Raw genomic sequence first — 14,378 nt, forward strand, 5'->3', positions numbered from 1 at the left:
GGCGGCACCCTAGCCTCAGCCCGGCACCGGCGCCTGTGGATGGATCAGCCCGGCAGAGCGCAGATCCTGCCAAAATTCCACCGGGATCGGCTTGTCCATGGCGACCATATCGTCGATCGCCTCGTCCGGGCGCCCCATGCCGACGACAACCGCCTGTGCCACGTCCGGCGCCTCGGCGAACTGCAGTGCCGCGGCCAAAAGGTCGATGCCGTGATCAAAGGCCATCTCGGCGAGCTTGCGGCGCTTGTCCATCCGCTCCTTCGAGATCACGCTGCTCTTGGCACCATAGTGATAGCGGTGCACGCCGGCGAGAAAGCCAGCGTTCAGCGATGAGCCGATGACAAAGCTGTTGCCCTTCTCGCGCGCCCTAGGAAAGACGGTCTCCACCGGGTAGTCATGCTCGACCAGCGAGTATTGGCTGGCCATGAGGTGAAGATCGGGATCGCTGTCCTCCATCGCCTTCATGATCGGCTCGGGGCTGTTCACCCCCATGCCCCACGCCTTGATCACTCCCTGATCGCGCAGTTCGCAAAGCGTCGCGAAGCAGCCCTCGACCGCCTCGGGCCAAAGCTCCAGCCACGGTTTCGGCAGCGCGTCCTCATTGTCGGGCGAGAGGTCGTGGACGAAGACCACATCGAGACTGTCGAGCCCGGTGCGCTGCAGCGTGTCCTCGATCGAGCGTAGCGTGCCGTCACGGCTGTAGTCGTAAATCTCGATGTTGGGCGAGGGCGAATAGGGCATCAGCGTCTGGTCGCGGTGCTCGGGTCCGGCCTTCAGAAGTCGCCCGACCTTGGAGCTGAGCACGAAGCTCTCGCGCGGCTGACGATGCAGGAACTGTCCGTAGCGGCGCTCCGCCAGCCCCAGCCCATAGTGCGGCGCCACATCGAAATAGCGGACGCCCGCATCCCATGCCGATGCAAGGGTTTCCGAGGCCTGCAGATCGGTGGTGACGCGGAACTCATTGCCAATCGGGACGCCGCCCATGCCAAGGCGGTGGGGGAGTGTGTATCGCTCGGTCAAGATTGCACCTTTCTGTATTGCGTCCGGGTGCAACGTGCCGATCTGGTCAGGGTTCCTCAGCGGCAGCTCACGCTTTCGTCCGGGCCTGCGCCGGACAGTCGATCACCCCCCGCCAGTGACCGTGAGGCCGAGCAGCCGCCAGACCTGCATCCCGCCTCGGTAATAGAAGATCCGCTCGGGCGGATAGCCGGCCCCGATCATATTGCGGATCGCGGTGGGCGACTGGCCGCACCAGATGCCGTTACAGAAAAGCGCCACCCGCTTGGCCTGCGCGCAGTCCCAGCCGTCGAAATCGGGCTCGCAGCCAAGCTGGGCAAGCTCGTCGATGACATAAGTATAGGGAATGTTGATCGCGCCGGGAATCGTGCCGCCCTCGAACCAATCGGGGGTGCGGCTGTCGATCACCACCGCGTCCGGGTCCTGCAGCAGGGCGATCAATTCCAGCTCTCCGATGGTCGCCACCCCCGGCGCGGGCGTGAAGGGCTGGATGCAGAAATCGGGGCACGGGCGCGAGGTTCGGGCCCACTCGCCCGAGATCTCATGCGCCGGGTCCTGAATCCGCTCGATGACCACCGGTCCGCTGGCGCTCTCGACCGTGACCTTGGGCATGTCCCGCGCGATGCCGACCTCTGCTTCGGCGCCCGCTTGCGCCGCGCAGACCAGCAGCGCCGCCGCGATGGCGTAACTCTTCATGGGCTCTCCTCCCTGCCAGACGCCCGCCCGCAGGTTCGGCGCTCCCGCTCAGCCGGGCTCGCCGCCGCTGCGTCCATTGGTCGGGCGTTCGATACGGTGCACGTTTCCCGCCCCGGCGAGAAGCTTTGAGATCTGCGCGCTGTCCAAAGTCTCCTCGCGTTCCAATTGCGAAACCAGGCCGAGAATTTCCGTCTCATGCGCTTCCAAAAGCGCGGCCGCACCCTGTTCGGCCTCCTTCAGCAGCAGGATCACCGCCGCATCGGCGCGCGCGGCGGTGGCGTCGGAATGCTCGCGGGGCTGGGCGAAGGACTGCCCGAGGAAGGGGCTGTCCTCGGAGGTGCGCAGATCGACCGGCCCCAGCGCCTCGGTCATGCCCCAGCGCGTGACCATCGAGCGGGCGAGCCGCGTCGCGCGGCGGATATCGTCATCGGCGCCGGAACTGACTGAGCCGGTAAAACGGCGCTCGGCGGCACGCCCGGCGAGCAAGATCAGCAGTTGCGTGCGGAGATACTCCTCGGGCAGCGTGTGATGCTCTTCGCCCTCCAGCATATGCGTGCCACCAAGCGCCTGCCCGCGCGGAATGATCGTCACCTTGTAAAGCGGATCCGCCCCCGGCGAATAAAACGCCGCCGCCGCATGTCCGGCCTCATGCACCGCAAGCCGGTGACGCTCGCCCGGAGCGATGGCAAGGCTGCGCACCGTGCCCATCATCACCTTGTCGCGCGCCTCCTGCAGATCCGCCGTGGTGATGCTCTGCGCCCGCCGCCGCGCCGCGTTGATCGCGCCCTCGTTCAGCAAGTTCTTCAGATCGGCACCGGAAAACCCCGGCGTGCCTGCGGCGATCTCGGCAAGGTCACCGGGCGTTTCGAGCGGCAGATCGGCGGAATGCAGTTTCAGGATCGCCAGCCGCCCGGCGCGGTCCGGCAGGCTCAGCGTCACATGGCGGTCGAAGCGACCGGGACGCAGCAGCGCCGGGTCCAGCACGTCGGGCCGGTTGGTGGCGGCGAGCACCACAACCGCCTCTTTGCCTTCGAACCCGTCGAGCTCGGCGAGGATTTGGTTCAGCGTCTGCTCGCGTTCGTCATGCCCGCCGCCAAGGCCGGTGCCGCGGGTGCGCCCGATACTGTCGAGTTCGTCGATGAAAATCACTGCCGGCGCGGCCTTGCGCGCCGCCTCGAACATCTTGCGCACGCGTCCCGCGCCGACGCCGACAAACACTTCGATGAACTCCGAGCCCGAGGTCGAGAAGAAGGGCACCCCCGCCTCCCCGGCCAGCGCCTTGGCCATGAGCGTCTTGCCGGTGCCCGGAGGTCCCATCAGCAGCACCCCATGCGGCACCTCGGCGCCAACGCTCTGATAGCGCTCGGGCTCGCGCAGGAAGTCGACCAGCTCGGCCACCTCGCGCTTGGCCTGCTCCTGCCCGGCGACATCCGCGAAGGTCACGAGGGTGCGGGTCTCTGCCGGGGTCGAGAAGCGTCCCTTGAACAGCCCCGCCGCGCCGCCCGCCCCCATTCCGCCGCCCATCTGCCCGATCATTCGCCGCTGCAGCCAGAAATAGACGCCGAGGATCAGCATCCACGGCAGCAGGAACATCCAAATCGAACTGTCGCTGGGCGGATCGGCGGTGATCGGCACCTTGTGATCCTCCAGCAGCGGCAGCAGCGAAGGATCGCTCTGCGCCGGGGTCGTCGCGCGGTAGAGCGTTGTGCCACCGGCGGCATCCGGCACCGATATGGTGATGGCATGGTCCGCCAGCGTCGCCGAGGTGACCTTGCCGCCCGCGATCATCTCTTTTACCGCGCTATAGGATCTGGTCTCCGCCGTGGAGGTCTGCGTGTTCTCGTCCAACACCAGTGCCAGCGTGATGACGATCGCGACGAGCAGGATCGCAACCCGCAGCCATTGTTCGGGCAGCGGCGGCGGCGGGCTCCGGTCCGGCGGCTTTTGCTTGTCGGCCATGGGATCTCCTCCTCCCCGGCAGCGTGCAGCCTTTGCCCGCGCGCCGCGTTGATCGGAGTCAAACCGGCGCGGCGGGTCGCAGGCCGATGATAGCAGAACCGGCGCGGGACCGAGACTGACACCACCGATACAGCCTCTGATTTTCAGTTGCGGATATGGAAACAATCATAAGTAAAGCGCCCGCGAAACAGGCAAGGATATTTACAGACTCATAAGGATTGTGCTTTGCTCGACAAATGAGCCCTGCAGGGGCGCAAGATTTAGATCACTGCGGTTTCTTTTCGCGCGGCCAATTTCCGGTCAGCCTATGGGACACCGCCAATTCAAGGCGCGGCCCTGCCCCGTAAGTTACTGATTAAAAATAATTTTTGTGAGGAACTATGAAGTATCTTGTTGTTGGTGTCGCCGCCGTCTCACTGTTGTCGGCCTGCGGCGGGAGTGGAGGCGGTTCAAATAACTCCACCGGTCTCTCCGAACTCGTATCATTCGTTGAAGATGGCTCTGCCGATGGCACCTATAGCGCCAGCGGCATGGGTGTCTCGACCCATTACGTCACCAATGCCGACGGCACGGTGACCTCGGTCGAAACGCCGGTCTCGGACCGGAACGTCGACGCCTCGCTGACCTTCGAGGATGGCGAGCTGGACGCGGTCAGCGTCGAAACCCCCGATGGCACGCTCACCTTCTCGCGCAGCGCGGGTGACACTTTCATCCTGCAGGAGGGCGCGATCACCGCGGTCAGCGCCGACGGCGACAGGGTGATGGTCGCCGCCGATCCGTTCCAGCAGGGCTATGAGTACCAGAGCTACGGCACATGGCAGACCGGGCTGACCGGCACCACGCGGCTGGCGGGCGCAGGCTCGATCGGCGCGCGCACCAGTGCCAGCCAGATGCCCAGCAGCGGCACCGCCAGCTACTATGGCGACAGCACCGGGCAGGTGTTCACCGATGGCGACGTGGCGGTGACCACCTCTTACATCGCCGTGGACACCGATTTCGACACCGTCGAGGTCTATAGCTCGGAAACCATCACCGCCGATCCGATCACCGGGGTGATCACCGGGTCGCGGCCCGATCTGGACTTCTACGCAGAGGGCAGCGTTTCCGGCACCGGCTTTGCCGCAACCATGGACACGGGCACGCTGACCGGCACGGTCGACGGGCAGTTCTATGGCCCGGATGCGGCTGAGGTGGGGGGCACCTTCTCGGGGACCACCGCCGATAGCACCTATATCGGCGCGTTCGGCGCCATCCAGTGACCATGGCCCGCATAGGCCCCCGTGCGGCGGCGCGCCGCACGGTCCTGCCCCGCGTCGCCACGCTCGCGCTTCTGGCGCTGCTTGGCGGCGGGCTTGGGGCTGGCACGGCGCGGGCGCAGGACATGGCCCCCGCCGCCACCCCAGAAGCCTCCCCAGAAGTCGCCCCCGCGCAGATCGAGGCGCGCTTTCAGCAGGCGATGACCACCCGCGACCCCGAGGCGGCGGTGCGGCTGCTGCGCCGCATCCTCGCGCAGGATCCGGGGCTGGTGCGGGTGCGTCTTGAACTGGCGCGCGCGCTCTTCGAGGCCGGGCAATATGCCCGCTCGCGTGAACAATTCCGCATCGTGCTCTCCAGCCCCGATCTGCCGCCGCAGGTGCGCGACAACGTGCTGCGCTTCATGCGGGCGATCGACGAAAAGCGCGGCTGGCGCGCCGAATACAGCATTGGGCTGCGCGCCCCGCGCGGTGCCGGACGCAGCTATGACACCGACACATTCGATTTCGACCTCGGCGACGGCCCCCTGCCCTTCGTAATGAACCGCCCCGATCCGCCGCTGACCGGGCTGGCGCTGAGCGGCGCGGCGCGGCGGCAATGGCCGCTGGCCACGCGCATGGGCGGCGCCACGCTCACCGCCTATCTGCGCGGCGCGGGCGAGATTTACGAGACCGAGGGCGACATCTTCGACGAGGCCAGCGCCGAACTGGCCGCCGGTCTGCAATTCACCTGGCCGCGCAGCACCGCCTATCTCGAACTGCTGGCGGGCACCGATTACGACGCGTGGGAGATGACCGAGGAGCGCCTCGGGCTTGGCGCCGGGATCAGCTGGCGCAGCGCCTCGGGCCTGACCACCGCGCTCGAGGCCGAGCTGATGGACGTCACGCTTGGCGGCTTCGAGGGCGAGGACGTCACCCGCGCCAGCGCCAGCGCGACGGTGATCAAGCCGCTCGGCGGGCGGGCGCAGATCGCCGCTAGTCTCTCGCTGCAGCATCAGGCGGCGTGGCGCGACGATCTTTCCTATGACTACGCCGAACTGCGCTTCGGCGGGCGCACCGAGGTCAGCGGCGGCTTCTTGCTGGAACCGTCGGTCTATGCGCTGGCCTTCGAGCAGGTGGCGGCGGGCGCGGGCTTTTCCGAGACCCGCTCCGAACGCGAATACGGGCTGGAGCTGCGCATCGACAAGACCGACACGTTCGTCTTTGGCCGCCTCACCCCCTATGTCGAGATCGCGGCGGCGCGGCGCAACAGTTCGATCGACGCCTACAGCTATCGCGAGCTGCGCATCGGGGCGGGGCTGAGCAGCGCGTTCTGATCCTCGCTGCCCCGCTGATCCCCCCTGCCCCGCCGCAGGTCACTCGCCCGCGACGCTTTTGCCCGCCTGCGAGCGCAGCCAGCCGCCCATGCCGCGCAGCCGTTCCTCGGCGACGGTGCCAAAGCCGATGGCATGCAGATAGTCGCGCACCAGCCCGCTGCCCGGATCCACCGCCACCGGCACCCCCGCCGCCTCCAGCGCCTCGCCATAGGCCGCACCGCTGTCGCGCAGCGGATCATGCTCGGCCAGCGCGATATAGGCGGGCGGCAGCCCAGCGTGCGACGATGCCAGAAGCGGCGCAAGCTGCGGGTCATGCGTGCGCAGGCTGGTGTCGGGGCAATATTGCTCCTGCGCCGCCATCAACTGATCGAGCGTCCACAGCGGCCCCTCGCGGTTGACCTGCGCCGAGGGCCGCGTGGTGTCGAAATCGCAGATCGGATAGATCAGCAATTGCGCCGAGAGCGACACGCCAGCATCGCGGCAGCGCAGCGCGGTGACCGCCGCGAGGTTGCCGCCCGCGCCATCGCCGCCAATCGCCAGCTTGGCCGGGTCGATGCCCAGCATCTCATGCTGTGCCTTGGCCCAAGCGACCACCGCGCCGATCTGCTGCAGCGCCGCCGGATAGGGCGCCTCGGGGGCCAGCGCGTAATCCGCAGAGATCACCAGATAGCCCGACAGCGCCGCCAGCCGGGCGGTGATGTTCCAATGGGTCTCGGGGCTGCCCTGCCGCCATGCGCCGCCGTGCAGATAGATCAGCGCCGGCAGCGGCTCGGGCCCCTCGGGGCGGAACAGCCGCACGCGCACCGGCTCGGCCTCGCTGTCGATCCAATGCTCCTCGTCGGTCTCGACGCCATCGGGGCTGGGCAGCCGCAGCGAGCGCGAGACCGACTCGAAATGCAGCCGCCGCGTCGCCGCATCGCCGTCGGTCGGAAGGCTCGCCCATGTGGCGTCCCATGTCTCGCGGAAGCGGTAGATGTCGGGATGGATCACCCGCGTCTCGGAGATTGGCTTGGACGAGGCTTCCTCGACCGACAGCCCCGGTTTCATCACGAAGCGCAGCATCATGTCGCCCACATGGCGGCGCAGCTGTTGCTGGCCCTTGGGGGTGAAGAGATCATCGCCAAACAGGCTGGAGAAGGTCGCGCGGTTCGACACGTTGAACACCGCCAGCGCCGAGATATGCCAATGCAACTCCAGCGCGGTCAGCCCGCGGCGAAACAGCCCGGCGGCGCAGCCGCGCTGATAGATCTCGTCCAGCAGCCGGATTGCCGAGATATTCTGCCCCGCCATATCGCCATCGCTTTGCATATGGCGCGCATCGTGAATGTTCTCGACCATCACCAGCCGGACGAAATCGCGGTCTTCGGCGTGGTGGTCAAAGGTGAACTCCGCCAACCGCCGCAGCGCCTCCACCGGGTGCAAGCTGGCCAGTTCCAGCTCGTCCTCGGCGCTGCGCACCCGCGAATAGGCCTCCTGCAGCACCGCGCGGTAGAGCCCCTCCTTGTCGCCGAAGTAATAGTAGATCATCCGTTTCGAGGTCTCGGTGCGGGCCGCGATGTCGTCGATCTTTGCCCCGGTCAGCCCGTGGGCGACAAAGGCCTCGCGCGCCACTTTGAGGATATTGGCGCGCACCGCCTCGGGGTTCTGTTTCCAGTTGCGCCGCGCCCGGCTGTCACCGTTCGGTCCGGGCTCGCGTTTTTTCACGCTGACGTCCTCCATCAAATGTTCTCCAATCAAAATCTGCGACCGCTAAGGCGGGAAACCTCTGCCATCCGAGCCGGCACGGGCCCGATGTCTGCTGCCGCCGCGCCGGGCGGACCCTCTTCAAACAAGCGACAAGCGGTTGCGGTGACTTTCTAATGTTCCCCGAACTTGGCTCGGGGCTTGGCGTAATCAAGGTAATGAACGAATTTGTACAAATTAAGGTCTGCGGACCGACGATGGTCCTGCACACCCCCGCAGCCCTCATTTCACCCCTTGAATCACTGGACGATCCGCAGGGTCACGGGAAGGTCTCATGCCACCAGAGTCTCACAGCGGCTACCTAAAAGTATAGTGAAAATAGCCGCTGACAACGAGCGCGTGAAGGGATTGTGACACGAGCGTACAATGCACCGGCGGGTCTTTGCCCCAAAATGTCCCGCGCTGCCCGCGACTTGGGCAACGGCGCGCCCCCCTCCCCTCAGCCGTGCTGCCCGGTGTCTTCGGCGGCGGCGAGGGTTTCGTTGCCCGACAGCGCCCAGCGGGTCAGCGGGCGGGCCAGCGCGATCAGCACCAGCCCCGCCACCGCGCTGCCGGTGAACAGCCCGTTGAACAGCCCCGGCAGCTCCGAGGGCGTCTCGGTGTCCATGCCCGCCGCCAACAGCCCGGCGATCAGATTGCCCAGCGAGGCGGCGAGGAACCAAAAGCCCATCATCTGGCTGGTGAACCGCTCTGGCGCCAGCCGCGAGAAGGTCGACAGACCGACCGGGCTCAGCAGCAGCTCGGCGCAGGTGTGGATGAAGAAGGTGCCGATCAGGAACAGCGCCGAGACCCGCACCCCGGTCATCGCCACTTTCGCCGCGGGCACCAGCAGCCAGAAGCCGAGGCCCACCAGCACCAGCGCCAGACCGAATTTCACAAAGACCGAGATTTCCCAGCCCCGGTCCTGCGCCCGCGTCCAGAACCACGCAAAGAGCGGCGTCAGCAGGATGATGAACGCCGGGTTGAGGTTCTGGAACCACGAGGCCGGCACCTCAAAGCCCATCAGGTCGCGCCGGGTCAGCTCGGCGGCGAAGATCGACAGCGACGAGCCCGCCTGCTCAAAGCGCGACCAGAAGAGCGCGGCGGCGACGAACAGGATCGCCAGCACGATCATCCGCTTCTTCTCGTCGGCCGACAGCTCGCCCGCGATGTAGATGTTGAGAAAGAACCCCACCGCCACCGTCACGATCAGCACGCCGGTGGCCTGCGCCACACCCTCGGCGCTGCGCACGTCCAGCACCCCGGCGGCGATCAGCGCGCCAAGGATCAGCACCACCGCCGCCGACAGCCCAAGGCTCACCAGACGGTCGCGCCCCGCCTCCGCCGCGTCTTTCTGCGGCGGGCGCGCGCCCTTGCCGCGCAGCGAGCCGCGCCCGGCGTGCAGGAAGTTCAGCAGCCCCAGCAGCATCGCCACCGCCGCCGCGCCAAAGCCGTAGTGCCAGCCCCAGACCTCGCCCAGATAGCCCGCGACAAAGCCGCCGAGGATCGCGCCGATGTTGATGCCCATGTAGAAGAACGAGAATCCGGCGTCGCGCCCGCCCACGTCGTCCTTGGGGTAAAGCTCGCCGACCATGCTTGAGATATTGGGCTTCAGCAGCCCCGTCCCCAGCGCGATGCAGACCAGCCCGGCCAGGAAAATCCACGCGGTGGAGCCCGAGATCGCCAGCAGGATATGCCCAAGGATGATCACCAGCCCGCCCACGGTGATCGCCCGCCGCGCGCCCCAGAACCGGTCGGCGATCCAGCCGCCGGGCAGCGCGAGGATATAGACCGCCGCCGAGTAGATGCCGTAGATCGCCACCGCCTCGGAGGTCTGCATCCCCATGCCGCCGGTCTCGACGGCGTCGATAAGGTAGAGCACGAGAATGGCGCGCATGCCGTAGAAGCTGAACCGCTCCCACATCTCGACGAGGAAAAGCGCGGGCAGCCCGGCGGGGTATCTGGCAAATCTGGACATGGAAAAGGCCTGAACCGGAAACAATGGCGCGAGACTAGCGCCCAAAATGCCGCAGGGCGAGTAATTTGGCCATTTCTCGCGCATGACGAGCGGCAGCCTGCCGACCGCGCCCCGCTCCGCCGCACCGCTTAAGAAAGGCTTACTGGCACACTTCCCGGAAATATCCCCTAGGCGGCCAATTTTCGCCCCATTTCCCCCATTGGTTGTGAGCTGTCAGTGTGAGGGGTTGGACGATGATCAGTTCGCAGGTTACCGGGTTCACCGCGGCAGAGCAGCCGCTTGAGAGTGGCAGCAATGTCGTGGCGCTGCGCGGCGCGCTGGCGCCGCAGTTCCAGCCCGAGCCTATCACGGACACAGACACCGCCCGCCAAACTCCCCGCGAAACCCTCAGCAGCCCCGGCCTGCTGGTGGTCGATCTCGACGGCACCTTGGTGCACACCGACACGCTGTTTGAAAGCTTCTGGTCCGCGCTTGGCCGCGACTGGCGCGGCGCGCTCGGCGCCGCCCGCGCGCTGCTGCAGGGCCGCGCCGCGGTCAAGCACAGCCTCGCCCAAGCCGCCGCCCTCGAGGCCGAGCATCTGCCCTATGACCGCGCGGTGCTGGCCTATATCGAGGCATGGCGCGCCGAGGGCGGCCGCGCGGTGCTGGTCACCGCCGCCGACCAGAGCATCGCCGATGCGGTCGCCGCCCATACCGGGCTGTTCGACGAGGCGCATGGCTCGGACGGGCAGACCAATCTCAAGGGCGCGCGCAAGGCCGCCTTCATCACCGCGCGCTGGGGCGCCAGCCGCTTTGCCTATATGGGCGATGCCAGCGCCGACCTGCCGATCTGGCAGCACGCCAGCCGCGCCATAACCGTCAACGCCCCCGCCGCGCTGCGCCGGCGCTCTGAACGTGTGGCGCAGCACACCGAACATATGCGCACCCGCGGCTTTGCGCTGCGCCCCTATCTCGATGCCCTGCGCCCGCATCAATGGCTGAAGAACCTGCTGGTCTTCCTGCCGATGCTGGCGGCGCATCAGATCTCCGCCGGCAGCCTCGGCCATGCGCTGGCCGCCTTCGCGTCGTTCTGCCTCGTCGCCAGCGCGGTCTATGTGCTCAACGACCTGCTCGACCTCAACTCCGACCGCGCCCACCCGCGCAAGCGCGCCCGGCCCTTCGCCTCGGGCCGCCTGCCGATCGCCCATGGTCCGGCGATGCTGCTGGCGCTTGGCGGCGGCGGGCTGGGCATCGCCATGGCCATGGGGCCGCAGATGCTGGCTGTGATGACCGGCTATATGACCCTGACCACCGCCTATTCGCTCTATCTCAAACGCGCGGCGGTGATCGATATCCTTGCGCTTGCAGGGCTTTACACCATGCGCATGGTGGCGGGCGCCGTGGCGCTGGGGATCGAGCTTTCCGCATGGCTCGCCGCCTTCTCGCTGTTCTTCTTCTTCGCGCTGGCAGCGGTGAAGCGGCAGGCCGAACTGGTCGACCACAAGGCGCGCGGCAAGACCGCCCCCGCCGGGCGCGGCTACAGCACCGACGATCTGCCGATCATCACCATGGTGGGGCTTGGCTCGGGCTATCTGTCGGTGCTGGTGATGGCGCTTTACGTGACCTCGCCCGCGGTGCTGGCGCTCTACTCGATGCCGCAGGCGCTCTGGGGGATTTGCGCGGTGCTGCTCTATTGGGTGACGCGCATGGTGCTGCTCACCCAGCGCGGCCAGATGCATGATGATCCGGTGGTCTTTGCCGCCCGCGACCGCGTCAGCCATTTCTCGGCGCTGGCGATCCTCGGCTTCGGCCTCTGGGCGGCGCTTGGCGAGACGCTCTGGACCGCCCTGACGTGACCCGGCTGAGCCTGCCCACGCTGGTGCTGCGCTATGCGGGCTTTGCCCTGCTGGCGATGGCGGCCAACCTCGGCACGCAGCGCGCGGTGCTCGCCTTTGGCGACCCCGAGCAGCTGCTGCTGCCCGCCATCGCGCTTGGCACGCTGATCGGGCTGGCGGTGAAATACACGCTCGACAAGCGCTGGATCTTCCACGACCGCGGCACCACACCCCTGCCCCGGCAATTCGCCCTCTACAGCCTGATGGGCCTTGCCACCACGGCGCTGTTCTGGGGCACGGAAACCGCCTTCTGGTTGCTCTGGCACAGCGATGCGGCGCGCGAGCTTGGCGCCGCGCTGGGGCTGACCGTGGGCTATGTGGTGAAATACCGTCTCGACCGGCGCTTCGTCTTTGCCGTAGCAATGACGGGTGAGGACAGCAACGAGACCCCGCGAGAGGGGCAGGAGCAGGCGGCGTGAAACTGACCGGTTGGGGGCGCTTTGCCCCGCGCGACACCGCGCTGGAGGCCCCGCGCGATGCTCAGGCATTGCGCGCCCTGCTCGCCCGCCCCTCCGCCAGAGATCCCGCAGCCACCGATCCCACAGCCACCGAAACAGCAGCCACCGACAAAGCACAGGGCGGCGCCATCGCCCGCGGCAACGGCCGCGCCTATGGCGATGCGGCGGTCGGCGCGCAGACCACGCTGTCGACCCGGCACCTCAACCGCATGATCGCCTTCGATGCGCAGAGCGGCCAGCTGGTGGCCGAGGCCGGGGTGCTGCTGTCGGATGTGATCGACGCTTTCCTGCCGCGCGGCTGGTTTCCCATGGTCACCCCCGGCACCCGCTTTGTCACCTTGGGCGGCATGGCGGCGGCGGATGTGCACGGCAAGAACCACCATCTGGACGGCAGCTTCCGCACCTGCGTCGACTGGCTCGACCTGATGGGCCCCGATGGCGAGATCCGCCGCTGCAGCCGCACCGAGAATGCCGAACTGTTTGACTGGACGCTGGGCGGCATGGGGCTCACCGGGGTGATCCTGCGCCTTGCGCTGCGGCTGCGCGCGGTCGAAAGCGGCTGGATCGGCCAGACCACCCTGCCCTGCCCCGACCTCGATGCGGTGCTGCGCGGCTTCGAAGAGCATGAGAGCGCCCCCTATTCCGTGGCATGGATCGACTGCCTCGCCAGCGGCGGCGCGCTTGGCCGCTCGCTGCTGACGCTGGGCCACCATCTGCCGCGCGCCAAGCTTGAGGCCGCGCAGGCCGCCGATCCGTTCGCCAGTGCCAAACGCGGCGCCCGCAAGCTGCCCTTCGATCTGCCGAGCTTCGCGCTCAACCGCCACAGCGTGCGCGGCTTCAACGCGCTTTACTACCGGCGGGGCTGCGCCGCCGCGGGCGCAGGCGTCACCGACTGGCAAAGCTATTTCTACCCGCTCGACGCGATCCTCGGCTGGAACCGCATCTATGGCCGCCGCGGCTTTGTGCAGTTCCAATGCGTGCTGCCCGACACCAGCGCCCGCGCCGGGCTTGCCGCGCTGCTGCGCGCCACCGCCGAGACCGGCTGCGCCTCCTTCCTTGCGGTGCTGAAACGCTTTGGTGCGCAGGACGGCGCGTTTTCCTTCCCGATGCAGGGCTACACGCTGGCGATGGATTTCCCCGCCAGCCGCCGCGCGCTGGCGCTGCTCGACCGGCTCGACGCCATCACCCTCACCCACGGCGGGCGCTTCTATCTGGCCAAGGATGCCCGGATGAGCGCCGAGACCCTGCACCGCGCCGATCCGCGCGCCGCCGATCTCGCCGCGCTGCGCGCCCGCGCAGGCATGGCCGCTCCGCTGCAATCGGCCCTTTCGCAAAGGCTTTCGCTATGACCACTCTTCCCCCCGTCCTGATCCTCGGCGCGCGCTCGGACATCGGTCTGGCGGTGGCGCATCGCTTCGCCGCCGCGGGCCATCCGTTGCAACTGGCCGCACGCCACGCGGGCACGCTCGAGCCCGAGCGCGCCGATCTTGCCCTGCGCCATGGGGTGAGCGTGACCCTGCATGAGTTCGACGCGCTCGACACTGCCGGGCATGGCGCTTTTGTCGAGGCGCTGCCGCAGCTGCCCGGCATCGCCGTCTGCGCCGTGGGGCTGATGGGCACGCAAGAGCACAGCGCCGCCGAGCCCGAGGCCGCCATCGCGGTGCTGCGCAGCAATTTCGAAGGCCCCGCCATCATCCTCGCGCATCTCGCCAACCGCTTCGAGGCGCGCGGCTCCGGCACGTTGGTCGGCATCAGCTCGGTCGCGGGCGAGCGCGGGCGGGCGACGAATTACGTCTATGGCGCGGGCAAGGCCGGGTTCACCGCCTTTCTGTCGGGGCTGCGCAACCGCCTCGCCGGGCGCGGGGTGCAGGTGCTGACCGTGCTGCCGGGCTTTGTCGCCACCCGCATGACCGAGGGCATGGATCTGCCGCAAAAGCTCACCGCCGCCCCCGAGGAAGTGGCCGAGGCGATCTTCCGCGGCTGCAGCAAAGGCCGCGACGTGATCTATGTGCGCCCGATCTGGCGGGTGATCATGGCGGTGATCCGCGCCATCCCCGAACGGGTGTTCAAGAAGCTGAGCCTCTGACCCCCCTCCCCTGCCCGCT

Annotated in this window: 11 protein-coding genes; 6 read left to right on the forward strand and 5 right to left on the reverse strand. The window is 67.6% G+C overall.

The window, feature by feature from the left end; translation table 11 throughout:
• Window positions 1–15 precede the first annotated feature (15 nt).
• The 3 genes from AYJ57_RS24405 to ftsH all read right to left on the reverse strand — a co-directional run bounded on the left by AYJ57_RS24405 (window position 16) and on the right by ftsH (window position 3,672).
• Complete coding sequence (locus AYJ57_RS24405; RefSeq protein WP_237220302.1) at window positions 16–1,020, reverse strand: aldo/keto reductase; 1,005 nt, start codon at window positions 1,018–1,020, stop codon at window positions 16–18.
• A gap of 102 nt (window positions 1,021–1,122) precedes the next feature.
• Entirely contained in the window at window positions 1,123–1,713 is a 591-nt protein-coding gene (locus AYJ57_RS24410) for a rhodanese-like domain-containing protein (RefSeq protein WP_066112027.1), read from the reverse strand.
• A 48-nt stretch (window positions 1,714–1,761) separates the two neighbouring features.
• Window positions 1,762–3,672: an ATP-dependent zinc metalloprotease FtsH gene (gene ftsH / locus AYJ57_RS24415; protein WP_083191530.1), complete on the reverse strand. Its 1,911-nt coding sequence runs from the start codon at window positions 3,670–3,672 to the stop codon at window positions 1,762–1,764.
• Between the two features lie 380 nt (window positions 3,673–4,052).
• Here ftsH and AYJ57_RS24420 point away from each other — a divergent pair, with 380 nt between their 5' ends.
• Both AYJ57_RS24420 and AYJ57_RS24425 read left to right on the forward strand, forming a co-directional pair.
• Complete coding sequence (locus AYJ57_RS24420; RefSeq protein ID WP_157374396.1) at window positions 4,053–4,931, forward strand: transferrin-binding protein-like solute binding protein; 879 nt, start codon at window positions 4,053–4,055, stop codon at window positions 4,929–4,931.
• Window positions 4,932–4,933: 2 nt separating this feature from the next.
• Window positions 4,934–6,241 carry a surface lipoprotein assembly modifier gene (locus tag AYJ57_RS24425; protein WP_066112031.1) on the forward strand — a complete coding sequence of 436 codons (1,308 nt, stop codon included), beginning with the start codon at window positions 4,934–4,936 and terminating at the stop codon, window positions 6,239–6,241.
• A gap of 39 nt (window positions 6,242–6,280) precedes the next feature.
• On the opposite strand, the gene AYJ57_RS24430 is transcribed toward AYJ57_RS24425, so the two are convergent.
• Both AYJ57_RS24430 and AYJ57_RS24435 read right to left on the reverse strand, forming a co-directional pair.
• Complete coding sequence (locus AYJ57_RS24430) at window positions 6,281–7,960, reverse strand: alpha/beta hydrolase fold domain-containing protein (RefSeq protein ID WP_066112034.1); 1,680 nt, start codon at window positions 7,958–7,960, stop codon at window positions 6,281–6,283.
• Between the two features lie 463 nt (window positions 7,961–8,423).
• Window positions 8,424–9,941 (reverse strand): peptide MFS transporter, encoded by a 1,518-nt coding sequence (locus tag AYJ57_RS24435; RefSeq protein ID WP_066112036.1) that lies wholly within the window; start codon window positions 9,939–9,941, stop codon window positions 8,424–8,426.
• Between the two features lie 233 nt (window positions 9,942–10,174).
• Between AYJ57_RS24435 and AYJ57_RS24440 the strand changes: the two genes are divergently transcribed.
• Genes AYJ57_RS24440 through AYJ57_RS24455 form a run of 4 tightly spaced genes read left to right on the forward strand, consistent with a single transcriptional unit; the run spans window position 10,175 to window position 14,359 of the window.
• The gene (locus AYJ57_RS24440; protein ID WP_083191531.1) at window positions 10,175–11,776 is read left to right on the forward strand and encodes a UbiA family prenyltransferase; all 1,602 of its coding nucleotides are present in this window, start codon (window positions 10,175–10,177) and stop codon (window positions 11,774–11,776) included.
• Complete coding sequence (locus AYJ57_RS24445) at window positions 11,773–12,234, forward strand: GtrA family protein (RefSeq protein WP_335740026.1); 462 nt, start codon at window positions 11,773–11,775, stop codon at window positions 12,232–12,234. Before AYJ57_RS24440 ends, AYJ57_RS24445 begins: the two co-directional genes overlap by 4 nt.
• A complete protein-coding gene (locus AYJ57_RS24450; RefSeq protein ID WP_066112038.1) occupies window positions 12,231–13,622 on the forward strand; it encodes an FAD-binding oxidoreductase in 1,392 nt (463 codons plus the stop codon). The genes AYJ57_RS24445 and AYJ57_RS24450 overlap by 4 nt, the downstream gene beginning before the upstream one ends.
• On the forward strand, window positions 13,619–14,359 hold the full coding sequence (locus tag AYJ57_RS24455) for an SDR family oxidoreductase (protein WP_066112040.1): 741 nt from the start codon (window positions 13,619–13,621) through the stop codon (window positions 14,357–14,359). Before AYJ57_RS24450 ends, AYJ57_RS24455 begins: the two co-directional genes overlap by 4 nt.
• Window positions 14,360–14,378 lie beyond the last annotated feature (19 nt).

The organism is Salipiger sp. CCB-MM3, assembly GCF_001687105.1.
GTDB lineage: Bacteria > Pseudomonadota > Alphaproteobacteria > Rhodobacterales > Rhodobacteraceae > Salipiger.

Excerpts from the sequence above, each read along its gene's own strand:
- AYJ57_RS24410 (WP_066112027.1), bottom strand. The coding sequence starts at position 1,713 with ATGAAGAGTTACGCCATCGCGGCGGCGCTGCTGGTCTGCGCGGCGCAA.
- AYJ57_RS24425 (WP_066112031.1), top strand. The coding sequence starts at position 4,934 with ATGGCCCGCATAGGCCCCCGTGCGGCGGCGCGCCGCACGGTCCTGCCC.
- ftsH (WP_083191530.1), bottom strand. The coding sequence starts at position 3,672 with ATGGCCGACAAGCAAAAGCCGCCGGACCGGAGCCCGCCGCCGCCGCTG.
- AYJ57_RS24440 (WP_083191531.1), top strand. The coding sequence starts at position 10,175 with ATGATCAGTTCGCAGGTTACCGGGTTCACCGCGGCAGAGCAGCCGCTT.
- AYJ57_RS24430 (WP_066112034.1), bottom strand. The coding sequence starts at position 7,960 with ATGGAGGACGTCAGCGTGAAAAAACGCGAGCCCGGACCGAACGGTGAC.
- AYJ57_RS24420 (WP_157374396.1), top strand. The coding sequence starts at position 4,053 with ATGAAGTATCTTGTTGTTGGTGTCGCCGCCGTCTCACTGTTGTCGGCC.
- AYJ57_RS24435 (WP_066112036.1), bottom strand. The coding sequence starts at position 9,941 with ATGTCCAGATTTGCCAGATACCCCGCCGGGCTGCCCGCGCTTTTCCTC.
- AYJ57_RS24455 (WP_066112040.1), top strand. The coding sequence starts at position 13,619 with ATGACCACTCTTCCCCCCGTCCTGATCCTCGGCGCGCGCTCGGACATC.